The sequence below is a fragment of the Cupriavidus sp. 21MJTG02-4 genome, from assembly GCF_057798975.1.
Genome location: NZ_JBYOJP010000002.1, coordinates 608,174 through 631,167, shown reverse-complemented (window position 1 = coordinate 631,167; position 22,994 = coordinate 608,174). Strand labels below are relative to the sequence as shown.

The 22,994-nt window shown below is 66.3% G+C and carries 18 protein-coding genes and 1 tRNA gene; 9 read left to right on the top strand and 10 right to left on the bottom strand.

Annotated features, from left to right (window positions below; translation table 11 throughout):
- The first annotated feature begins 152 nt into the window (after positions 1-152).
- Positions 153-1,370 carry an MFS transporter gene (locus AC3FKH_RS06145; protein ID WP_488673783.1) on the top strand — a complete coding sequence of 406 codons (1,218 nt, stop codon included), beginning with the start codon at positions 153-155 and terminating at the stop codon, positions 1,368-1,370.
- Positions 1,367-1,510, top strand: a complete 144-nt coding sequence (locus AC3FKH_RS06140) for a hypothetical protein (protein ID WP_488673782.1) — start codon at positions 1,367-1,369, stop codon at positions 1,508-1,510. The genes AC3FKH_RS06145 and AC3FKH_RS06140 overlap by 4 nt, the downstream gene beginning before the upstream one ends.
- Here the strand turns inward: AC3FKH_RS06140 and AC3FKH_RS06135 are convergent.
- Positions 1,507-3,435: an ATP-binding cassette domain-containing protein gene (locus AC3FKH_RS06135; RefSeq protein ID WP_488673780.1), complete on the bottom strand. Its 1,929-nt coding sequence runs from the start codon at positions 3,433-3,435 to the stop codon at positions 1,507-1,509. The two genes, AC3FKH_RS06140 and AC3FKH_RS06135, sit on opposite strands and share 4 nt — an antisense overlap.
- Before the next feature lie 493 nt (positions 3,436-3,928).
- Between AC3FKH_RS06135 and AC3FKH_RS06130 the strand changes: the two genes are divergently transcribed.
- On the top strand, positions 3,929-4,858 hold the full coding sequence (locus AC3FKH_RS06130) for an amino acid ABC transporter substrate-binding protein (RefSeq protein WP_488673778.1): 930 nt from the start codon (positions 3,929-3,931) through the stop codon (positions 4,856-4,858).
- 94 nt (positions 4,859-4,952) lie between these two features.
- A complete protein-coding gene (locus AC3FKH_RS06125; RefSeq protein WP_488673776.1) occupies positions 4,953-6,131 on the top strand; it encodes a benzoate/H(+) symporter BenE family transporter in 1,179 nt (392 codons plus the stop codon).
- A 16-nt stretch (positions 6,132-6,147) separates the two neighbouring features.
- Here the strand turns inward: AC3FKH_RS06125 and AC3FKH_RS06120 are convergent, their stop codons facing one another.
- On the bottom strand, positions 6,148-6,654 hold the full coding sequence (locus tag AC3FKH_RS06120; protein ID WP_488673774.1) for a hypothetical protein: 507 nt from the start codon (positions 6,652-6,654) through the stop codon (positions 6,148-6,150).
- 245 nt (positions 6,655-6,899) lie between these two features.
- Here AC3FKH_RS06120 and AC3FKH_RS06115 point away from each other — a divergent pair, with 245 nt between their 5' ends.
- The 4 genes from AC3FKH_RS06115 (at position 6,900) to AC3FKH_RS06100 (ending at position 9,173) form a co-directional block, all read left to right on the top strand.
- On the top strand, positions 6,900-7,232 hold the full coding sequence (locus tag AC3FKH_RS06115; protein ID WP_488673868.1) for a DMT family transporter: 333 nt from the start codon (positions 6,900-6,902) through the stop codon (positions 7,230-7,232).
- 48 nt (positions 7,233-7,280) lie between these two features.
- The gene (locus AC3FKH_RS06110) at positions 7,281-7,430 is read left to right on the top strand and encodes a hypothetical protein (RefSeq protein ID WP_488673772.1); all 150 of its coding nucleotides are present in this window, start codon (positions 7,281-7,283) and stop codon (positions 7,428-7,430) included.
- A 254-nt stretch (positions 7,431-7,684) separates the two neighbouring features.
- Positions 7,685-7,759 (top strand) — tRNA-Arg (locus AC3FKH_RS06105).
- 637 nt (positions 7,760-8,396) lie between these two features.
- Positions 8,397-9,173, top strand: coding sequence for a PP2C family protein-serine/threonine phosphatase (locus AC3FKH_RS06100; protein ID WP_488673770.1), 777 nt, complete (start codon positions 8,397-8,399; stop codon positions 9,171-9,173).
- 56 nt (positions 9,174-9,229) lie between these two features.
- On the opposite strand, the gene AC3FKH_RS06095 is transcribed toward AC3FKH_RS06100, so the two are convergent.
- The 8 genes from AC3FKH_RS06095 to AC3FKH_RS06060 all read right to left on the bottom strand — a co-directional run bounded on the left by AC3FKH_RS06095 (position 9,230) and on the right by AC3FKH_RS06060 (position 21,415).
- Positions 9,230-10,549, bottom strand: a complete 1,320-nt coding sequence (locus AC3FKH_RS06095; RefSeq protein ID WP_488673768.1) for a sigma-54 interaction domain-containing protein — start codon at positions 10,547-10,549, stop codon at positions 9,230-9,232.
- Positions 10,546-13,665, bottom strand: coding sequence for a peptidase domain-containing ABC transporter (locus AC3FKH_RS06090; protein ID WP_488673766.1), 3,120 nt, complete (start codon positions 13,663-13,665; stop codon positions 10,546-10,548). The genes AC3FKH_RS06095 and AC3FKH_RS06090 overlap by 4 nt, the downstream gene beginning before the upstream one ends.
- Positions 13,646-14,398 (bottom strand): peptidylprolyl isomerase, encoded by a 753-nt coding sequence (locus tag AC3FKH_RS06085; RefSeq protein WP_488673764.1) that lies wholly within the window; start codon positions 14,396-14,398, stop codon positions 13,646-13,648. The genes AC3FKH_RS06090 and AC3FKH_RS06085 overlap by 20 nt, the downstream gene beginning before the upstream one ends.
- A gap of 63 nt (positions 14,399-14,461) precedes the next feature.
- Positions 14,462-15,841, bottom strand: coding sequence for a beta-barrel domain-containing protein (locus AC3FKH_RS06080; RefSeq protein WP_488673762.1), 1,380 nt, complete (start codon positions 15,839-15,841; stop codon positions 14,462-14,464).
- Complete coding sequence (locus AC3FKH_RS06075; RefSeq protein WP_488673760.1) at positions 15,838-18,417, bottom strand: FHA domain-containing protein; 2,580 nt, start codon at positions 18,415-18,417, stop codon at positions 15,838-15,840. Before AC3FKH_RS06075 ends, AC3FKH_RS06080 begins: the two co-directional genes overlap by 4 nt.
- A gap of 206 nt (positions 18,418-18,623) precedes the next feature.
- The gene (locus AC3FKH_RS06070; protein WP_488673758.1) at positions 18,624-20,189 is read right to left on the bottom strand and encodes an efflux transporter outer membrane subunit; all 1,566 of its coding nucleotides are present in this window, start codon (positions 20,187-20,189) and stop codon (positions 18,624-18,626) included.
- Between the two features lie 355 nt (positions 20,190-20,544).
- Positions 20,545-20,973, bottom strand: a complete 429-nt coding sequence (locus AC3FKH_RS06065; protein WP_488673756.1) for a DUF4399 domain-containing protein — start codon at positions 20,971-20,973, stop codon at positions 20,545-20,547.
- Positions 20,974-20,989: 16 nt separating this feature from the next.
- Entirely contained in the window at positions 20,990-21,415 is a 426-nt protein-coding gene (locus AC3FKH_RS06060) for a DUF4399 domain-containing protein (RefSeq protein ID WP_488673754.1), read from the bottom strand.
- A gap of 324 nt (positions 21,416-21,739) precedes the next feature.
- On the opposite strand from AC3FKH_RS06060, the gene AC3FKH_RS06055 reads away from it, so the two are divergent.
- On the top strand, positions 21,740-22,984 hold the full coding sequence (locus AC3FKH_RS06055; RefSeq protein ID WP_488673752.1) for a formylglycine-generating enzyme family protein: 1,245 nt from the start codon (positions 21,740-21,742) through the stop codon (positions 22,982-22,984).
- The last annotated feature ends 10 nt before the right edge of the window (positions 22,985-22,994 follow it).

Sequence of the window (22,994 nt, the reverse complement as noted above, 5' to 3'; positions counted from 1 at the left end):
GCCGCCCGTCCGGACTTGCGCGCCATGCCCGACGCGCTCCGGCGAGCCGGGGTAAACTCGCGCAACTGGATCGGGCACCCCCAACGCCGCGCCGGCCAGCACAACAAGAACCACAACAACCGAGGCACCCCGCCGCCCGCAGCGAGCCCGATATGCAGACCCAAAACCGACAACTCTCCCTGACCACCGTCCTGCTATGCGGCGGGCTGCTCGTCACCCTTTCGATGGGCATCCGGCACGGCTTCGGCCTGTTCAACCTGCCGATCACGCAGACTCATGGCTGGAACCGCGAGACCTTCGCCTTCGCGCTGGCGCTGCAGAACCTGATGTGGGGCGCGAGCCAGCCGTTTGCCGGCGCGCTCGCCGACAAGTTCGGCGCACTGCGCATCATGCTGATCGGCGTGGCGCTATACGTCGGCGGGCTGGTGGTGATGGCGCTGTCGACCAGCGGCACGGCCTTCGCGACCGGTGCCGGCGTCATGATCGGCATCGCGCAGTCCGGCACGACCTACAGCATCGTGTACGGCGTGATCGGCCGCGTGGCCAGCCCCGAGAAGCGCGTCTGGGCCATGGGCATTGCCGCCGCGGCGGGCTCGTTCGGGCAGTTCCTGATGATTCCGGTCGAGCAATCGCTGATTTCGGGGGTGGGCTGGCAGAACGCGCTGTTCGTGATGGCGCTGATGGCTTGCGTGATGCTGCCGCTGGCGTTCACGCTGCGCGAGCCCAACATGGCTTCGCATCATGGCGGGCATCACCAGACCATCGGACAGGCCATCCGCGAGGCATTCGGCAACCGCAATTTCCAGCTGCTGACGCTGGGCTACTTCGTGTGCGGCTTCCAGGTGGTGTTCATCGGCGTGCACCTGGCGCCGTACCTGAAGGACAAGGGCCTGACCGATCCGAAGATCGCCACCGTGGCGCTCGCGCTGATCGGCCTGTTCAATGTGTTCGGCACCTACTCCGCCGGCGCCCTGGGCCAGCGCATGCCCAAGCGCTATCTGCTGTCGGCCATCTACCTGACGCGCTCGGTGGTGATCGCCGGCTACCTGCTGCTGCCCCTGACGGCCGCCAGCACGTGGGTGTTCGCCGCGATGATGGGTTTCCTGTGGCTATCGACGGTTCCCCTGACCAACGGCATCATCGCCCAGGTGTTCGGCGTGAAATACCTGTCGATGCTGTCCGGCGTGGTGTTCTTCTCGCACCAGATCGGCAGCTTCCTGGGCGCATGGCTGGGCGGCTACCTGTATGACCGGACCGGCGGCTACAACACGGTGTGGATGATCGCGATCGCGCTGGGCGTAGTGGCGGCGCTGGTCAACCTGCCGATCCGCGAGCACGCGCTGGCGCGCCCGCAAGCCGCCGCGGCATGACCACCGTCATCCGCCAGCGCGCGCTGCGCGCCGCCGGCCTGCTGGCGCTGGCAGCGGCGCTGGTGCTGGGGTTTATCGGGTACCTGCGGCCGTCGTTTATGGTGGACCTGACGAATATGGTGCTGGCTTGGTGTGGTTAGCCCGCTTCGCCCTTCGACTTCGCCTCCAGCACTTCCCACCGCTCCAGCGCCTCCAGCAGTTCCATCTCGATCTCGTCGTGACGGGTGGCCAGCGTGGCAGCCTTCGCCGCGTCGCTGACATAGAGCGAGCCATCTTCGAGCTGCGCGGCGATGGTCTTCTGCTCGCCTTCCAGCGAAGCAATCCGCTCCGGCAACCCCTCAAGCTCGCGCTGCTCCTTGTAAGACAGCTTGACCGTGCGATTGGCGCCGCGCGCATCGCGCGAATCCTTCGCCTTGGCCGGTTCGGCGGCTTTCTGCTCGGTCTTGCGCGCCGCCTGTAGCGCGGCGCTGCGCTCGGACTGCGCGACCCAGTCGGAATACCCGCCAACCGATTCACGCCACTGGCCGTCGCCCTCCGCGGCAATCGTGGAAGTCACCACGTTGTCCAGGAACGCGCGATCGTGCGAGACCAGGAACACCGTGCCGCTGTAGTCCTGCAGCAGTTCTTCCAGCAGCTCCAGCGTGTCGATGTCGAGATCGTTGGTCGGCTCGTCGAGCACCAGCACATTGGCCGGCCGCGCGAACAGGCGCGCCAGCAGCAGGCGGTTGCGCTCGCCGCCGGACAGCGACTTGACCGGTGAACGCGCACGTTCCGGCGCGAACAGGAAGTCGCCGAGATAGCTCATCACATGCTTGCGCTGGCCGTTGACCTCGACCCAGTCGCTGCCCGGGCTGATGGTGTCGGCCAGGGACTTTTCCAGATCCAGCTGCGTGCGCATCTGGTCGAAGTACGCCACCTGCAGGTTGCTGCCGTTGCGCGCGGTGCCGCTGTCGGGCGGCAGTTCGCCCAGGATCAGGCGCAGCAGCGTAGTCTTGCCGGCCCCATTGGGGCCGATCAGGCCGACCTTGTCGCCGCGCATGATGGTGGCGGTGAAATCGCGCACCACGATCTTGTCGCCATAGCCCTTGCTCACGTCGGTCAGCTCGGCCACGATCTTGCCGGAGCGATCGGCCTGCGAGACCTCCAGCTTGACGTTGCCCTGCGCCTCGCGCCGTACCGCGCGCTCGTTGCGCATGGCGACCAGCCGCTGGATGCGCGCGACGCTGCGCGTGCGGCGGGCCTCCACGCCCTTGCGGATCCACACCTCCTCCTGCGCCAGCAGCTTGTCGAACTTGGCCTGCTCGACCTGCTCGGCCGCCAGCAGTTCTTCCTTGCGCGCCTGGTAGGCGCCAAAGTTGCCGGGGAAGGACAGCAGGCGGCCGCGATCCAGTTCGACGATGCGCGTCGCCACGCGGTCCAGGAACGCGCGGTCGTGGGTGATCAGCAGCACGCTGCCGCGGAACACCAGCAGCAGGTCTTCGAGCCAGCGGATGGCCTCCACGTCGAGGTGGTTGGTCGGCTCGTCCAGCAGCAGGATGTCGGGTTCCGCGACCAGGCCCTGCGCCAGCGCCACGCGCTTCTGCAGGCCGCCCGAGAGCGCATCGACGCGCGTATGCGGATCGAGGCCCAGCCGGGCCAGCGTGCTTTCCACGCGCGTGCGCAGATGCCAGGCACCGGCGGCGTCGAGTTCCGATTGCAGCCGGTGCAGTTCCGCCAGTGCCGCCTCGTCATGGCTGTCAGCCAGCCGCTCGGCCGCAGCTTCGTAGCGCACCAGCAGGTCATGCGCCTGGCCCATGCCCTGCGACACCGCGTCGAACACCGTGATGCCGGGCTCGAATTGCGGCTCCTGCGGCACGTAGGCCGACGTCACGCCGGACTGGCGCGCGATCAGGCCGTCATCCGGCGCGGCCAGCCCCGCCACGATCTTCAGCAGCGAGGACTTGCCCGAGCCGTTGCGGCCGATCAGGCCGACGCGCTCGCCGGCTTCCAGCGAAAAATCGGTGTGGTCGAGCAAGGCCACGTGCCCGAAAGCAAGCTGGGCATCGGTAATGGAAAACAGGGCCATGGGAGGAAATCAGGCGGGAGATTCAGAAGTTACGCCGGCAACAAGCGGCATCGGCGCGGAGCAGGCCGCATTGTAGACCACCGGCGGGCGCCGGCTTGTGGCGGGTCTTGCGCCAGGGAGCCGGCGCAAAAGAAAGGGCCCGCAACGCGGGCCCAAGAGTCTCTCCTCGGTGCCCTGCTCGCAGGACACGGAACCAAGCATATCAATCGCCGGCACAACGCTCCAGTTCGGAGATATCCGTAAGGGAAAGCCCCGTCAACTGCGACGGCGGCTTGCCGTTGCTAGCGTCGCACGGCCGTGTTTGCGCATGTTGTCCGCCATGGGGCGCACATGGAACAATAGCCCGCGCAGCACTCGCGCTCCCGGGGCAGGTTACCGGCACGAGCGCCCGTCCGGGGTTACAGCACGACAACGACACTTCAGAGCCGCACGGGGCCAGACGGACCCGACCTAACGGCCGCCACTTGCTTGTTATCTTTTGACGAGGGTTTCCATGATCGATCCGGGTCAGTCGCGCCGGGCTTCGCGCCCCGATGTCGCCTTTGTCTTGTCTTCCCTTGCCTGCGCCGGCTTGCTGGCCGCCGGGCCCGCGCAAGCCGCCCCGCCGCCGGTGCTGCAGCACATCCAGCAGACCGGCGTGATCCGCATTGCCCACCGCGAAAGCTCGGTGCCGTTCTCGTTCGTGGCCAACGGCAAGCCGGTCGGCTATGCGGTGGACCTGTGCCTGAAGATCGCCGATGCCGTGCGCAGTTCGCTGCATATGCCCGGGCTGCGCGTCGAATGGGTGCCGGTCACGCCGGCCAACCGGATTGCCGCGATCGCCGGGGGCAAGGCGGACCTGGAATGCGGCTCCACCACCAACAACCGCGAGCGGCGCGAACAGGTCGCCTTCACCATCCCGCACTACATCGCCGGCAGCCGCATGATCGTGAAGAGCGATTCGGGCATCGCCAGGTGGGCCGACCTGCGCGGCAAGACCGTGGTTTCCACGTCGGGCACCACGCCGCTGGCCATGCTGCGCAAGATGGACGAAGGCGGCGTGATGCAGTGGCACCTGATCGAGGCCAAGGACCATGCCCAGGCCTTTGCCATGGTGGAAGCCGGCAAGGCCGACGCCTTCGTGATGGACGACGTGCTGCTGTACGGCCTGCGCGCCAACGCCAGCCGCCCCACCGATTTCAAGGTGACGGGCGAGATGCTGACCATCGAGCCCTACGCCATCATGCTTCCCAAGGGCGACGTCGAATTCAAGAAGCTGGTGGACAAGACGCTGGTCGCCGCCGTCTACGACCAGGAGACGCCAAAGCTGTACCACAAGTGGTTCCAGGCCCCGATTCCCCCGCACGGCATCACGCTCGACATCCCCATGAGCTACCTGCTGCGCGATTCGTTCAAGTTCCCGAGCGACAAGGTCGCGGACTGAGTCACGGCCAGTCCTGCAGGCATGGCAGGGCGGCCGGCAGTCATGCGAAGATGGCGGGCGTGCCGCTTACGTCGCCCTGTCGCCCTGCCGTCCCATGCCTGCCACCTCCCTCAAGCTCTCCGATCTTTCCGTTTCCGCATTCGTCGCCGGCCTGATCGCCACGCTGACCGGCTATACCAGCTCGCTGGTGCTGATGATCCAGGCCGGCCAGGCTGCTCACCTGAGCAGCGCGCAGATTTCGTCATGGCTGTGGGCGCTGTCCATCGGCATGGGCGTGACCACCATCAGCCTGTCCCTGGCCATGCGCGTGCCCGTCGTGGTGGCGTGGTCGACGCCGGGCGCGGCGCTGCTGATCGCCAGCCTGCCCGGCGTGCCCTACCCCGAGGCAATCGGCGCTTTCCTGATGGCCGCATTGATGATGACGGCCGCCGGGCTCACCGGCTGGTTCGACAAGCTGATGCGCGCGCTGCCGGCCAGCATCGCGTCGGCCCTGCTGGCGGGCATCCTGTTCCGGATCAGCGTGGATGTGTTCGTGCAGGCCCAGGACCAGACCGTGCTGATGCTGGCGATGTTCGCGGCCTACCTGGCCGGCCGCCGCTGGTGGCCGCGCTACGCGGTGCCGGGCGTGCTGCTGGTCGGGGTGGCGCTGGCCGGCGCGCTGGGCCAGTTGCACTTCGAGGGATTCCGGCTGGCGGTGGCGGTGCCGGTCTGGACCGCGCCGGCATTTTCGCTCCAGGCCTTTGTCAGCATCGCCATCCCGCTGTTTATCGTGGCGCTGGCTTCGCAGAATATCCCGGGGCTGGCGGTGCTGCGCGCCGACGGCTACCACGTGCCGGCATCGCCACTGATCACCGTGACGGGCTTCGCCTCGGCCGTGCTGGCGCCGTTCGGCTCGCACGGCATCAACCTGGCGGCGATCACGGCAGCCATCTGCACCGGTCCGCAGGCCGACGCCGACCCGGCCCGGCGCTACACCGCGGCCGTGGTCTGCGGCGTGGGCTACCTGGTGGCTGGCGTCCTCGCCGCCAGCATTGCGGCACTCTTCGCCGCCTTCCCGAAGGCCGTGGTGGTGGCGCTGGCCGCCTTTGCGCTGCTGGGATCGATCGCCAATGGCCTGACCGTGGCCATGCAGACGCCGGACGAACGCGAAGCCGCCCTGCTCACCTTCATGATCACGGCATCCGGCATGACGCTGGCCGGCGTGGGCTCGGCCTTCTGGGGCGTGGCGGGCGGCATGCTGGCGCTGCTGGTGCTGCGCCGCAAGGCAGCCTGAGGCCGCCCCGGAAAACCTAGAGCAGCAGGAAGGCGATATCGCGGAACCGGATGTCTTCGAGCGCGACGCCCTTGCGCCGCTGGAACAGCACGTGCTGGAGCACGCGGTCGCGATGCTCGCAGAAGGCGGCGGTGTCGAAGCGCAGCGCCGCCAGTCCGTAGTGCTCGGACAGCAGCTTGTAGACGCGGTGGCGCACCAGCAGCATCTCGTTCTCGGTCTGCAGGCGGCCGACTTCGGCGGCCTGCTCCTCCTCGAGCTGGCGCATGCTGACCACCACGCGCGCATGCATGCCGCGGTAGCGGTCGGCCTCCGCGTGGGCCTTGCGCAGTTCCTCGCGCAGCGCCCGGACTTCCTGCATCAGCTTGAGATTGCTCTGCACCCCGCGCTGGATGCGGGTTGCCTCCTCGAGCGCGTAGTCTGCCGCCGCGATGGTGTTCTGCCAGACGCCCGATTCATCCGCGTCGGCGGCGGCCATACGCGTGGCAGGCCAGACGGTTTCTCCGTCGATGCCTTGATGTGTCATACCGCTCCCCCCCAGGAAACCACAAACCCGCCGCCGTACGTTTTTTTTGAAGGTCGGCCGGGAACCGCTGCAATGCGTGACAGCCGGTCATGCCACGCAGGCTGCACACTATCATTCAAAACTGCAATACTGCTTCGCACAACCACCGCAAGGTGGGGATCCGTCCTTTTCTGCTGTGCCTGCACAACACTTGCTGCCCGGGCACACTTTGCGACCCTGCCCACCCGCATCCCCTCGTTTCCATGATGAACGGATATTTGCTCCTGGCGTTGGCCATTGTTGCCGAGGTCATCGCCACCAGCAGCCTCAAGGCTGCCGAGAACTTCACCCGGCTGGTGCCCAGCCTCCTGGTCGTGGCCGGCTACGCCTGCGCCTTCTACCTGCTGATGCTGGTCATGAAGACCGTTCCGGTCGGGGTCGCCTATGCCATCTGGAGCGGCGCCGGCATTGTGCTGGTCACCCTGATCGCCATGGTGCTGTACCGCCAGGTGCCAGATCTGGCGGCCTGCGTCGGGATCGGCCTGATCATCGCCGGCGTGGCGGTGATCCAGCTTTTCTCGAAAACCAGCGGGCACTAGCGCCGTGGCTGCCTAGAATGAAGTCGGTTCCTGCCACGGGAGACCGCCATGCTTACCGCCCTGCTCGTCGCCGCAGTCATCGTCGCCCTGTACATCTTTGCCGTGCGGGCCGAATTCTTCCATAAGTCGCCGTTCTATCCGGAGCATGAACATCCGGTGCAGTATTGGTGGGACCGGTTGGTGCATCACAAGAAGTAATTGCCAGATACCGCGCGGTGGCAGCCAAGAGAAGCCGCAGCGCAGCGGTTCCATGCGATCCGTGCTGGCAACTGCGAACTTGTGAACTTCGGCGGATTGCGTGTCGCCAGGGTCGGCAATGGCCGGCGCCCGGTGGCGGTGTTCTGCCTTACTAGCCTCTGGAACACGCTCCAGGCGAGAGGTTTTTGATATACTCCGCCCCGTCTTCAGGATCACCGCAAACCTGCGGAACCGCGGTCCTGACAGCTCTGTCCCTCGCCGTAGTTCAATGGATAGAACGAGCGCCTCCTAAGCGCTAGATACAGGTTCGATTCCTGTCGGCGGGACCAAGCCCTCGCTTTATCCTCAACAGATCCTCCCCAAGCACCCACAGTCACCGCCGCCGGCATTCGCCTGCGATCGGAGGCCGTCCCTGCGAAGCCAGCCGCGCGCGGCGCGGCATGTGGTGGCCAAACCTGCTGCCGGCGTGCCGGCCTCCCACGGCGGCAGGCTGGCCTGTGCGGTGGCTCTGGCGACCGCGATACACGGCGCAATCTGCTCTGACGATCAGTCCGGACATGGCTGGCTCCTTCGTGTTCTGTACAAGAAACGTTTCAGGCCGCCCGCAGGCTGACCTGGGCCATGCTTGTACTGGCTAGCCTGGCCTCGGGTGTCTGGACGCGGCGATCATTGTCGCGTCGTGCCAGACTTCAGCAGGAAGTGTGCCAGTGCACCCAGCTGGGGCCGCCTGGGCAATAGCGGGGAATGTGGCCCCCCAGCGCCTCGGCGCCTGTCGGAACGCCGCCAACACCATTGACGGCCCGGCTGTTGGCTCGTCGCCACCACTACACTGGAAGGCGACATGGGCAAAGATGGATGCGCGGGCTCACCAATCGGCCGGGACCACGTTGATCAACTTTTGCGAGACCAGCAACAACTTCTATGCTGGTCAGATAAACAACCGGTCCTTGACCCTTGGAGGGCATCTTGACTGGCGTGACGCAATTCCGCTGGGCATCGGCGGCCTGCACCGACGTGGGCCGCGTGCGCGAGCGCAATGAAGACGCGTGCCTGGATCTGCCGGATCAGGGCCTGTGGGTCGTGGCTGACGGCATGGGCGGCCATGCCGTCGGCGACTTCGCCAGCCAGGCCGTCACGCAGGCGCTGGCATCGCTGCCGGCACGGCCGTCGCTGGAAGAACGGCTGGCCGACGTAGGCGCCGCGCTGCAGGACGTCAATCGCACGCTGATTGCCGAAGCCTCGCGCCTGCAGGTGCGCTGCGTAGGCACCACTGTCGTGGTGCTGGCAACCGGTGACCGGCGTTGCGGATTTCTTTGGGCCGGCGACAGCCGGCTCTACCGGCTACGCGGCGGGCGGCTGCAGCGCCTTACGCGCGATCACAGCCAGGTGGAGCGTTTGCTCGCACGCGGGCTCATCACGGCAGAGGAAGCGCGGCACCATCCCGCGCACAACACCATCACGCGCGCCGTGGGCGCAGCCGACACACTGTTGCCTGAACAGCTGTTCGTCGATGTCGCCGATGGCGACGTGTTCCTGCTTTGCAGCGATGGCTTAAGCAATGAAGTCGAGGATGATGCCATTGCAAGCGCACTGGCCAGCGGTAGCGACCTTGATGCAACTGCCCAGACGCTCGTAAAGATGGCGCTGGATCATGGGGGCCACGACAATGTCACCGTGGTGGTAGTACGTGCTGAGGATCCTTATGCGGACAGGACCCTGGTAAATCCGGACGTAGAGGCATAGGCCCTGCGTTTCGCAGCGCACCGCGTATGCGATTGCTGCGGCGACTGCCGAGCCCCTTACCCCCCTCCGCCCTTGGCCCCTCGGAAATCCTTCGAATGAATCCCATGCTTCTTGAGCAGCATCTGCAAGTGCGACCGGTTCATATCGCAGCGCCGCGCCAGTTCCGCCACCGTCCCCCCGACCTCTTGCAGACCGCGCTCAAGAAACGCCCGCTCCGCCTCATCGCTGGCGGCCCGCTTGGCCTCGCCCAGGGACGTGGGCAGCGCTGAGAGCGCGCCGACAGGACCGATCGGCACCACGGCCAGCGCGGCCGGCTTCGGCCGTATATCGACCGGCAGGTGGACCAGGTCCGCCGTATCTCCTGCCAGGCAAGACACCCGGTACAACAGGTTCCGTAGCTCGCGGATATTCCCCGGATATTCGTAGTGCATCAGGAAATCGCGCAGCCGCGGCGTGAGCCTGACCGGCCGGCGCTTGAGCAGGCCGGCGGCCTCGTCACTGAAATAGGCCACCAGCAACGGGATTTCATCGCGCCGCTCGCGCAATGCCGGCAGCGACACGTGGATCACGCTGAGCCGGTAGAACAGGTCTTCGCGGAAGGTCCCCTCCTGGCTCATGCGCCGCAGGTCCTTGTTGGTCGCGGCGACGATGCGCGTATCGACGGCAATCACTTCGTCGGACCCCACGCGCTGGATCTCGTGCGCCTCCAGCACGCGCAGCAGCTTGACTTGCCCCGTCAGCGGCAGCTCGCCGATCTCGTCGAGGAAGATGGTCCCCGTATGCGCGCTTTCGAACTTGCCGCGCCTGTCATTGCTCGCGCCCGTAAACGCGCCCTTCTTGTGCCCGAACAACTCCGACTCCAGCAGGCTGTCCGGGATCGCCCCGCAGTTGACCGAGATAAACGGCCGCTCCTGGCGCGAGCCGTTGGCGTGGATCACCTTCGCCATCAGCTCCTTGCCGGTGCCGCTCTCGCCGTCGATCAGCACGGGCAAGTCGGTGGGCGCCGCCTTCTCCGCGATCTCAAGAGATTCGAGCAGCTTCGGATTGTCGCCAAAGGTGCCCTCAAAAATAAAACTGCGTTCAAGCAGCGCCTGGCGCCGCTCGCGCGGCATGCGTTCGACTTCCTCCGGCACCGGCGCCTCGCCCCCGGCGGCGGCCTGCACGAAGCGCTCCTTGTGCGACAGCCCCATGACTTCGTCGCGCAGCGTGGTGGCCTGCTTGAGCAGCTTCTCGATATCGACCCGCTCCAGCCGCGACGACCAGCGCAGCGTGGAGCGCAATATCTCGATCTTCTCCATCAGCCCCGCGAACGAGACGGCGGAGGTGCTGGCGGCATCGGCGGCGGGCGGCCGGGCGCCCTGGTTGTAGAGCTTCATGCTGAACTCAGTTGCTTGTGCACCAGCTGGTAGTACATGCCCTTGCGATCGAGCAGTTCCTCGTGACGGCCCTGTTCGACGATGGCGCCTTCGTACAGCACCAGGATCTTGTCGGCCTGCATGATCGTGCTGAGGCGGTGCGCGATGATCACCGCCGTGCGCCCGCGCAGGATCTCCTGCATATTGGCCAGGATGTTGCTCTCGGACTGGGTGTCGAGCGCGGACGTGGCTTCGTCGAACACCAGCAGGCGCGGGTCGTGGTACAGCGCCCGCGCAATGCACAACCGCTGGATCTGCCCGCCCGACAGCCCCATGCCGCGCTCGCCGACGATCTGTTCGTAGCCGAGCGGCAGCTTGGTGATGAACGGGTGGGCGTCGGCCATGCGGGCCACTTCCTCGATACGGCGGCGGTCCGGGCTTTCGTCGCCACAGGCGATGTTCTCGGCGATAGTGCCCGAGAACAGCAGGTTGGTCTGCATCACATAGCCCACCTGCGCGCGGTAGAACTCGGTATCGATCACGCCGATGTCATAGCCGTCCACCTTCATCGAGCCTTCCGTCGGCCGGTAGAACCCGACCAGCAGCTTGGCCAGCGTGGTCTTGCCCGAGCCGCTGCGTCCGACAATGGCGACCATCTCGCCGGGCCGGATATGCAAGCTGATGTTCTCGAGCACATAGGCCGTGTCCTCTCCGCCGTAGCGGAAGTAGAGCCCGTCCATCTCGATCTCGCCCTGCAGGTCCGGCAGCATCACGCGCGACATGACGTCCTGCGGCTTCTGCTCGGGCTCCAGGTCGAGCACGTCGCCAAGACGCTCCATCGCCACGCCCGCGTCGTTGAGCTGGCCCCACAGCGCAACCAGGCCCATCAGCGGCGCCAGCACGCTGCCCATGAAGGCGTTGAACGCGATCAGCTGGCCAATGGTCAGTTCGCGCTGCAGCACCAGCGTGGCGCCCACCCACAGCACGGCGATGGTCGTGGCCGCGTTGAGCAGCTGGCTGATCATGCCGACGAGGATATGGAAGGCCTGCGCCTGGTATTGCTTTTCGAGCGACTTGGCGTACTTGGCTTCCCAGCGCAGGCGCACGGGCCGTTCAATGCCCATGCCTTTGACGGTCTCGGCGCCGCCCAGTGTTTCCATGAGATAGGCCTTGGCGTCCGTCGACGTCGCGAACACTTCGCGCGCATAAGCCTTCACCTTCGGCGTGACCACCACCGTCAGCGCCGCGATCGGGATGACGAACGCGATCAGCAGCAGCGTCAGCTTGACGTTGTAGAGAAACATGATGGTGAAGTAGATGAACACCATCAGCAGGTTCAGCGCCGTCGTCACCGTGGATTCGGTCAGGAAGGCGCGAATGGTCTGGTTCTCCTGGAAGCGCGCGAAGATATCGCCGGTCTTGCGCTTGGCAAAGAACGACAGCGGCAACGACAGCGTGTGCTTGAAAAAGTGCGACATCATGGCGAAATCCATATTGCGCACCATGAAGTTGGCCAGGTAGGCGCGAATAGTCGCCATCAGCTGCGAGAACACGTTGGCGATGATCAGCCCGACGATCAGCAGGTGCAGCAGGCCGATGTTCTGGTGCACCACCACGCCGTCAAGGATGTTCTGGATGATCAGCGGCGGCACCACGCCTAGCATCTGGATCACGAACGTGGCCAGGAACAGGTGCGCCAGGATCTTCTTGTACGGTGCCAGGTAGCTGATGAAGCGCAGCCACGGCGAGCGCTGCACCGACAGCTGCGTCATGCTCTCGCCGGGGCTGAACAGCAGGCAGGTGCCGCTCCAGCCGCGCTCGAACTCTTCCGTGCTCATCTTGCGGAAGCCGATGCCCGGGTCCGCCACCCACACCCAGCGCCCCGACACGCCGTACACGATCACGTAGTGGTAGCCCTCCCAGTGCACGATGAACGGCAGCTCGAAGCCCATCAGCGAGTCCCGCGTGCACTGCACGCCGCGCGTGGTGAAGCCCAGCGACTCACCGGCGCGCGCCAGGCTTTCCAGCGTGGCGCCCTGCGTGGTCACGTTGGCCAGTTCGCGCAGCTTGCCCAGCGACATCGGGATGCCGTAGTGCCGGCAGATCATGGCCAGGCAGGCGGCGCCGCAATCCATCTCCTCGGCCTGCTCGACCAGCGCGAAGCGGCGGATCAGCCGTTCGCCCAGTTCGGGCTTGGAATGCAGGTCGAGCAGCACCGGGCGCTTGCGGCGTTCGGCCAGCTTCTTCTGCCGGTGCAGTTCGCGGTCCACCACGCGGATGCGTTCCTCCAGCACCTCGCGCAGGCGCGGGTTGCGCTCGAGAATGATCTGCACGGTCTTCTCGGGGATCACCAGCAGGCGCACCTCGGTCTCGGCGATGGCCGAGGCAATCTGCTCCTGGCGCATCACGCAGGCGCGTTCGCCGAAGATATCGCCCTGGCCCAGCGTCGCCAGCGAAAACTCGTCGCCGTCCTCCGTGCGCACCATGCGCACGGTGCCCTGGCGCACCACGTAGAGCCGCCGGTCTTCGCGCCCGTCCTGCTTGAGGATCTCCTTGCCCGCGGCCACGCGCTTCACGCCCACGCTGCGCACCGCGTCTTCCAGTTCGCGCCGGTCCAGCTTGCCGCGCAGGTCGAACAACCGCGCCACGAAGCCGCCCGCGGAGCTGATGGCGACATAGCTCGTGATGAACGCCAGCGCCGCGGGGTTGCCCGCCACTACCTTTTCGCCGACGCTGCGCGGGATCATCAGCAGCTCGGTCTTGCCCGACGCGCGCACCGACGACTCATGGTGGTACTCGCGCAGCAGCGCAATGTCGGCGAACACCTCGCCGGTCTTGCGCACGCCCATGCTGATTTCCTTGCCGTGCTCCTCGTTGAAGACGCGCACGGAACCGGTCTTGACGATATACAGTCCCGGCGCCGGCTCGCCGGCATTGCAGACGGTGTCGCCGAAGCCGAACGCCTGCGTCTGCGCCGCGTTGGCAAGCTGCTCCAGTTCCTCGCGCGTCAGGGCTGAGAGGATCTCCACGGTCGCCAGGAAATCCGCAAGCGACGCGGCAACTGGCGCAGGGGACGAGGCCGATGGCGGCGGCACCGCTGCCGCCGCCCCGTCTTCGCTAGCGGGCTTCGATGACATGTTCCTGCGCCCTCGCCATCAGCCACTCTTCACGCAGGAGCCGGCGCACCTCCACCGCCACGTCGCTGTCCAGCGTCGCGGGATGCTTGGCGCGCACCAGGAAGACCTCGAAGAACGATCGGTCCGGCGAGGCGAACGGCCCGAGCAGGTCGCCGGTCTCCGCATTGAAGACCTTGGCCTCGATATCGGTCTTGAGCGAACCGCGCAGCACCTTGCCGATGTCGCCGCCGCGCTCGCGCGTATCGGCAATCGAATGCTCGCGCGCCATCTCGGCGAAGCTGTCCGGATCCTCCTGCAGGTACGAGATCAGCTCCTTGGCCTTGCCCTCGCTGTCCACCACGATATGGCTGACTTCGATGCTGTCGAAGCGCGGCGAATTGAGCTGGAAATATTCGTGCACCGCGGCTTCGCTGCAGACCTGCTCCATCATCCGCTCCTGGTAGAGGCTGTCGGTGATGAAGACCTCGAACTCGTCCAGGCTCACGCCCAGTGCGTCGAGATAGTGGTTCATGTCCGCCGCGCGGTGCAATCCCTGCACGCGCCGGAACTGGTCGGCGCGCTCCTGGATATCTTCCTGCGGCAGCGCCAGGCCCGCCCGCTTCGCCGCGTGCACGGTCAGCTTGTCGCGCACCATCTGCTCGACCAGGCCTTCGAACTGCCCCGTGAACTTGAGCAGGCGGATGAATTCCTCGACGCCCAGTACCTCGTCGTCGATACGCACGATGCCTGTCATGGCCCTACCTCCTTTATCGGCCGCGCTGCGCGCGGTCGCGATCCTTGTTCGTATGAGTGCCCGCTACCCCGCCACCTGACGGAACGGGTCCAGGCCCAGGTCGATCAGCCGGCGTTCGCGCACCACGATCTCGGCCGTGGCGGTCATGCCATAGCGCAATGGATAACGGCTGGCTCCCACGGCGTAGTAGTCGCGTGACAGGCGGATGCGGCCCTCATAGACCGGCTGCTTGTCCGCCCCCGGCTTGGTCGCCGGCGAGATGTACTCGAGCGTGCCTTCGATCAGCCCGTAGCGCTGGTACGGGAACGCGTTGAACTTGAGCTTGACCGGCAGGCCTTCCTTCAGGAATGCGCGGTCGCGCTCGGCAATGGCGATCTTGAGCACGGGGCGCGCGTCATTGGGCGCAATGCCGCCGATCGGCGTATTGGCCTGGATCTTGTCGCCGCGCTGGGTGGACGTGACATCGGTGATGACACCCGACACCGGCGCCAGGATCAGCAGGAAGTTGTCCTTGTCGATATTCTCGAAGCGGATACGGGCGGCCGCCTCGGCCACCAGGCGCGCGGTCTGCACCTGCAGGCGCAGCTTGTCCTCGGTGCTGGCGATGTCGCGCATCGCCGCGTCGTACTGCACGCGCAGGCCCGCCAGCTCCTGCCCGCTGCTTTCGAGCTGCACGTTGGCCTGCGTCAGTTCCTGGCCTTGCCGCGCTTCCAGTTCGGCCAGCCGGGACTGCGCCACACGCAAGGTGTTGTCGGCCTCCTGCGTGGCCGCGCGCTTGGCCTCGACCTGCGACTGCGACACGCCGCCACCGCCCGGCAGCGCAAACAAACGCGCATAGCGGTCCTGTTCCTGGCGCGCGAAATCGCGTGCGCGCCGCGAGTTCTCGACATTGCTGCGGGCCTCCTGCACCTGCGCACGCTGCTGCTCGGTGAGCTTGGTGGTGCCTTCGGCAATGCGCGTCTCATGCTGGCGCGTGGACACGTCGATCTGTTGCTTGAGCGCGGCGGCGCGGCGTTCCATCAGCGCCTTCTTTTCCGGGAACTGCTTCCACTCGCGCTCCGAGTCCTCCAGCTTCAGTTGTGCTTCCAGCGCGTTGGCCGCCGCTTCGATCGCGCCGCGCGCGTTCAGGCGGGCCAGCACATCGTCCTTGGAGACTGGCTGCCCCTCGGCGACATACAGGTCGGCCAGTTCGCCATCGACGGGCGCGTAGAAGCGACGGACTTCCGATTCCGGCGCCAGCGTGCCTTCGGCCGTGACGATCACATCCGCGTGGCCGAAGAACGACCAGATCAGCGCTACCACCACCAGCGCAAAGGTGGTCACGACCGTGAGCAGGCTCAGCCGCCATGGTTCGGCGGTGAGGATGGCGAGACCCTCGCCGCCATGGTCTTCAAGCGCCTCGGACAGGGGCCTGAGACGGTTGCCGCGCTGTGCATCGTTCATGGCCGCCCCTCTTTCGGCTTGTCCGCCGCGGCGGCTTGCGCTGCGGCACCCTGGCCTTCACCACCGAGCAGTTCCAGCTTCGCCTTGAGCACGGCCGGATCGAGCACCATGCGCAATTCCTGCAGGGCGCGGCGCTGCTGGTCCACTTCCGCGCGGATCTCCTCTTCCGCCTTGTTCCATTGCGCCAGGTCGGCGCTCTCGCCGGCCTTGAGCTGGCCGACGATGCGCAGCGCCTGCCGCGCGTCTTCGTGCGCCTGCGCCAGCCGCCGCGCCTGGTCGCGGAACTTCGGTGAAATGCCCGCTTCCAGCCGCTGCTCGCCGCCGATCTGTCCGTTGGCGCGGTATTGCTTCCAGCCGGCGATGGCGCGGCTCATCTGCTCGCGCGCGCGCCGCAGCGCACTGTCGCGAATCGCCGTGACATCGTTCTCCACCGCCTTGGCGTAGAACTTGTCCTCGTCAGGGTCGAGCATCGCGTAGAAGCCAAGCAGCTTGTCCTCGTAGCCACCGGCGCCACGCGCGCCTTGCAGGGCCGCGTACTGTGCGGCGACTTGCTGCTTGTGCGCCGCGTCCTTCGCCACGTCGTCGCCCCACGGTCCCGCGCTGATGCGGCGCAGGCCCGCGATGGCCGTGGCACTGTCGCCGCTCTGCCAGGCCTGTTCCGCCGCCGCGTACTGGCGCGCCATTTCGTCGCCGGGCAGGCGCTGCGCCAGCCGTGCGTACTGCGCCTGGAACGGCGGCGTGGCGAACTTCGCGTCAGCCATGCGTGCCACCAGCGGCCCCGGGTTGCGCGAGCGCAGCGGCTGCATCAGCGCGGTGTAGCGGCGCAGGTCGTCCTGCAGCTTGTCCAGGCCGGACAGGCGCGGGTACTTCTCCTTGTAGTCGGCGAGCACCGGCTGCAAGGCTTCTGGCTGGTCGCGCCCAAGCTCGGTGGCAATGGTCGCATTGAGACGATCGATCGCGGCCAGGTACACTGACTCATCCGTCTGCAGCTTGCGCACATCGCTCAGCGCGTTGGCATAGACATCGCGGAATGCCGGCTCGTATCCCGCGATGCGGCCCAGCGCGCGCTGGTGCGCAGCGGTGTCCTGGTTCCAGTGCGTCAGCAGGCTGCGTATCACCGCTTCGTCCGTGTAGAGGCGGATTGGCGCATCGGCGCCGCCGCGCTGCGCAAAGTAGCGTTCGAGGTTGCCGATCCACTCCAGCTCGCCCACCAGCGGTCGGGCGTCCGCGTTGTGCTGGCTGCGCGAGACCATCTCGGCCAACAGCGTGGCGGCGCCGCTGAAATCCTGCGCCTTGAGCTTGCCGGCCCATTGCGGCACGTAGGCGCGCAGCAGCGCCTCGGTCCCCATGGCCTGGAACGATGCATCGTCGGGATGCCCCGCAAGATAGGCGTCAGCAGCCTTCGCCGCCTGCGCATACCGGCCCTCGGCAAGCAGCGACCTCACGTCGCGCTCGGGCATGCCGCGCAGGTAGAGCGCAACCACGCCGACCGCGGCGAGCGCCACGACAGCCGCACCCCAGCGCCCTGCGCGCTTCATGCGCAGCGGATCGTTCAAGCCGAAGCGCCCGGCAATCTCTGCCGCCAGCATCGCCATGCGGCTGCGCGGGCGGCTCGCTTTGCGTGCTGACGTATCGGTGGCTGCCGCGGCTTGCGCCTCGGCTTCGGCGTTGACCTCGTCTTCCTGCCGCGCCGCATAGTCGACGCAGAAGATATCGAGGAACGAATCGGCGGCACCGACAAAGGTAGTCTTGTCGGCGCCGTCATCGGGAGTCGGGGCCGCGGCATGCTCGGCGACGGGCTCCACATCGGGCGCCGCCTGTTCGCCCGCGAACACCGTGCGCGTAGCGGTGGCTTCGGCATCGCCTTCCCGCAGCACCGCGACCTTGTAGACGAAGTGGCTGCCCCCAAACGCGATCAGGTCGCCGTCATTGAGCGGCACGCCGTGGTCGGTGAGCCGGTGGCCGTTGACGAACGTCCCGTTGGTGCTGCCCAGGTCTTCCAGGAACGGAATGCCACACTTCAGGTAGATGTGCGCGTGGCGCCGCGACAGGTAGTTGACCTGCTGCGGATGGCTGTCGCGGTAGCGCGCAAAGGTGTCGTCGGCCTTGCTGATCAGGTACGGGAAGCTGTTCAGCTCGACCGGCTGCAGACCCAGTTCGTTGCGCTCCGGCAGCAGCGTGATCGCGACGCGGGGCGGCTCCGCCGCGGGCACGCGCGGCGAAAGCCTGACATGGAACGAGAGCGCCGAACCGAACGACAACTCGTCGCCATCGCTCAACCGCAGCGGATGTCCAGCGACATCGGCGCCATTGATGCGCGTGCCGTTCTTGCTGCCCAGGTCCGCCACATAGACCGCGCCATGCTCGGCAAAGATGCGCGCATGCCGGCGCGACAGTGCCGCGGTCAGCTCTTCGGGATAGGAAATGAACGGTGCCTCGGTCCGCCCGACGGCGAACAGGTCATCGCCGATGCGGATCTCGCCCAGCTCCGGACGAGAGACCGGCGTCAGCAGAATGTCGAACTCCTGACCCATCCTCACCGGCATTTCCATGATCAGTGCATCGTCAGGAGCCATGTTTCCAAGAAACCAACAGCGCAGCCTTGACCGCTGCCGCACCGCGAGGATGAATCGACAATCAACATAGTAGGCGACGCCTCTCGCTAGTCAATTGGCTGGGTGCCGCCGTTGCGCGCAAGGTGTCTCCCATGCGGCGCAAACCGTCGGGGTGTGCAGTATTGCCAGGGAACGATGTATCGTGAACGCTGCGTGGCGGGCAGCCGTCACGGCCTGCTGTTCGACGCGGCGTTGCGCACCTGCACGTCGGACCAGCCACCGCCGAGCGCCTTGTACAGCGTGACAGTATCGGCAAGGACCTGTTGGTGGACGGCCAACAAGGACAACTGCGCGGTCAGCAGCGAGCGCTCGGTCTCGAAGACTTCCAGCTGCGACACCACGCCTTCCTTGAGCTGCGCCTCGATCTGCGCCGACACCACGCGCAGCTGGTCAACCTGTTGCTGCAACTCGATGCGCTGTTTCTTGTGCGCGTCGACATTGACCAGCGCGGATTCCACCTCTTCAAACGCGTTCATCACGGTGCGGCCGTATTCGTTTTCCACAACCTTGACCTGCGCTTCCGTGGTCTTCACGCGGGCGCGAACGTTCGGGTCCAGCATCGGCAGGTTGATGGCCGGCGCGATGCCGAAGGTAAAGGTCTTCAGCAAGCTGCTGAGCGCGAAACTGGCCGCGCCGCCGTTTGCGGTCAGGCTGATGCTAGGCAGTTGCGCGAGCCGCGCCTGGCCGACGATGTCGTAGGCCGCGAGCACGCGGTACTCCGCGGCCACGATGTCGGGCCGGCGCGCCAGCAGCTGCGACGGCAGTCCCGCCGGCACCGGCGGCGGCTGCACGCGGTCCTGCAGCTTGCCCGGCGGCACCTTGAGATTGCCCGCGGGCACGCCAACCAGCGTGGCCAGCGCGTTCTCGGTCACGTCACGCGAGCGGCGCAGCTCGATCAGGTCCTTGGTGAGCCGGTTGATTTCGGCCTGCTGCTGCATCACGCGGATCTTCGGCACCAGCCCGTTCTGGAACATGGCCTGGTAGGTGTTGAGGATCTGGCCGTTTTTCTGCACCGTGCGCGCCTGCTGGTCGATCTGTTCGTCGAACTGCAGGATCTGGAAGTAAGTCGTCGAGACATCGGCGGCCAGCGTCAGGTAGCCGGCGCGCCAGTCCGCCTCCGTGGCATGGAACTCGGCGGTCTGCGCCTGCACGCCCTTTTCAACCTTGCCCCAGATATCGATGTCCCAGCTCAACTGCGCGCCCGCGTTGAAGCTGCGCACGGTCGTCTGCCCGGTCGTCTTGGTGACGCTGCCGCCAGCGTTGAGATCGACCACCGGCAATTGGCCGGCCTTGGCTTCGCCGATCTGCGCCTGCGCGACGCGGATGCGCGCGGCCAGCACCTTGATGTCGTAGTTGCCCGATAGCGCCTGCGTGATCAGCTTGTCGAGATACGGATCGCGGAAGCCTTGCCACCAGTTCGGCTGCACGGTCTCGGAAGGCGATACGGTGATCGACCCTTGTCGCGTCCACTCCGTCTTGGCGGGCGTTTGCGGACGTTCGTACACCGGCGGCCGGACGTCTGCGCAGCCGGCCAGCCATCCCGCGCAGACGGCAGCGACAGCCCAGGCGGCCGCACGGCGCGGCTGCGAAACCGGCTGCGAAATCGGCTGCGAAATCGGCTGCGAAATCGGCTTCGAAACCGGCTTCGAAACCGGCTTCGAAACAGTCAGTGGCGATTCGGTAGAAGCATTGATCACGATGTCTTCCTGCAACCACGCGCGGCCCCCGGCCATCGCGATGGCCCGGACTATCTTGCGTGTCTGTATTGTGGTTCGCGCCGGCGCGCGCACCAACCCTGAAATGGCGGCTGCGACAACGGCGCTTCGGTAGGACGGCAATGCCGGTGTTGCTTTCCGGAGTACTGACGCATAGGGTGTGCCAGCATCGCGATGCACGCATCGCCCTGACCGCAAGAGCCTGCAAGCAAGCGGGTTTCAGCGGTATCGCAGAGTTTGAAGCGCGGACCGGAATCGCAACCACGCCACCCCGGATGATGGGCGGCGACCGACAGTTGCACGATATCTGTTGGCCGTCAGGCGACAGCCGCGCTCGATACGCGGCGGCATATGCGCCGCCGCGCCGATGCAATCACTTCACGTAGATGGTGATCTTCTTCGAGTACACCGGCGGATTGGTCGGGATGTGCTTGTCATCGCCCATCAGCAACTGCAGGGTGTGCTTGCCAGGCGGCAGCTCGACCATGGTCTCGGTTTCGCCGGCACCGAAATGCAGGTGGTTGCGATCGTTCGGAATTTCCTTGTCCATGGGCGGCAGTTCCGTGTCGATCAGCAGGTGGTGGTGGCCGGTCTTCGGAAACTTGACGTCCTTCGGTGCCACGCCCATGTTGCGCAGGCCAAACCATACGCGGAACGGCTTGCCCGCGGGCAGCACCTGTCCGTTGTTCGGGAAGCCGATGTACAGGTAGGCGTCGGGCGGCGCCGGCGTCTCCCCAGCCATGGCCGCGGCCGGCAGCAAGAGACTTGCGCCGAGCAAGGCGGCGGCTAGCAGCTTGAGCATGGTGGATCCCCTCGCGCTATTTCACCGTGACAGTGATCTTCTTGGAGTACAGCGGCGGATCGAACGGCACGTGTTTGGCATCGCCGAGCAGCAGCTGCAGCGTGTGCTTGCCCGGCGGCAGTTCGATGCGCGCATCGGTTTCCCCCGCGCCGAAGTGCAGGTGGTTCTTGTCGGAGGGGATTTCCTTGTCCAGCGGCGGCAGGTCAGTGTCGATCAGCAGATGATGATGGCCGCACTTGGTCGACTCGATCCCCTTGGGGCACACGCCCATGTTGCGCAAGCCCATGCGGATCCAGAACTTGCCGCCGGAGATGACGGCGCCATCGGGTGGCCAGATGATATAGACCTCGGCATTCTGCGGCGCCGCAGTCGGCGTCGAGACGGACGGCACCACGGCAACTGCCATGGCCGCCAGCAGGCGGAACAGGAATCGTCTGGACATACGCGGCGCCTCCCCGGAGAGTGTCCGAAACCCGATCACGTGGTTCCGCAAGCCCATGTTCTTCTGGTTGCTTTTGGCCAGCGCTCGGCGATTCGGTATTAGGTTAGAACGGAACCCCGCAAAAAGCGAACTCGCCATGACATCGGTGCACGACTTGCCGCAACACCGATGCGCTGCGCGCCACCGCGCCGCATGCAAGCACCTCCGGATTCACAATCGCTGTGCTATCTTGAAGCAAGCCGACGTCACCGCAACACCACAATGCGCCCAGGCGCCGCCCAAGCGCGCGCATCGGGCTGGCCGCAGTTCCAACAGGGTCCGAAAATGTGGCGCACATCTCCTGTATTTCTCGTCGCATTCGCGCTGGCCGCCAGCGCGCTTCCTGATGCCATGGCCGGTCCCATGTCGGCGCCGGATGCGGCGCCGATGCTGCTGGCCGGCATCCTGCCCAAGAACAGCGATGAACAATACGAGCTGACGTTCTGGGAATCGATCAAGAACAGCAACTACGCCGGCGACTACGAGGCCTATCTCAAGCAGTATCCGAACGGCCGCTTTGCGTCGCTGGCCAAAGCGCGCATTGAACGCCTCGCCGCGGCCAGTGCCCCGGCCGCCAAAGGCACGCCGCCAGAGCATGCCAAGCCGGCCCAGCCGCCCGCCGCCGCAACGCAGCCCTCCAAGCCCGCGCCCGCGCCACCGGCGCAGCAACGTCCCTCGCCACCCGCCACCGCGGCAGCGCCCGCAGCGGCTGCAGCCGGCGCCGCAACATCGGCAGCGCCATCCGCACGGCAAGGCACGACAGCGTCCGGCTCGGTCAGCCTGGGCGGGGAGCGCAAGCCGGTCGAAGCCAGGGGCGGCGAGATACGCGACTGCCCGGTCTGCCCCGTGATGGTGAGCCTGCCGGCCGGCAGCTTCACGATGGGTAGCAATGCCAGCGATCCGGCCGAAAAGCCGCCGCACCATGTCACGATCAGCCAGCCATTTGCGATCGGCCGCTATGAGGTGACCGTCGAGCAATGGAACGCCTGCGTCGACACCGGCGGGTGCGATCGCATTGCCACCGTGGCGAACAGTGCGAAGACCGCGCCGATCCGCGATGTCAGTTGGGACGACGCGCAGCAGTACGTGGGCTGGCTCAGCAAGACCACCGGCAAGACCTACCGCCTCCCGACCGAAGCCGAATGGGAATACGCGGCGCGCGGCGGCACCGCCTCGGCATTCTGGTGGGGCGACCAGATGCGCAAGGGCACGGCCAACTGCAAGGACTGCGGCGAGCCGTGGAGCGCGGATGCGCCCGCCAACGTGGGCTCGTTCGCGGCCAATCCGTTCGGCCTCTACGACGTCAATGGCGGCGTGTGGGAATGGGTCAGGGATTGCTGGCACAGCAGCTACAAGAACGCGCCCGTCGATGGCCGCAGCTGGGAAGAAGCAAGCTGCGGCGCGCGCGTGATCCGCGGGGGCTCATGGCTGGAAGGCGCGAGCTACATGGTGTCGTCGACTCGCTTCAAGTACAGCGCAAGCGTGCGACAGTCGCAGAACGGCTTCCGCGTCGCGCGCGACATGAAGTAGCGGCGTTGAC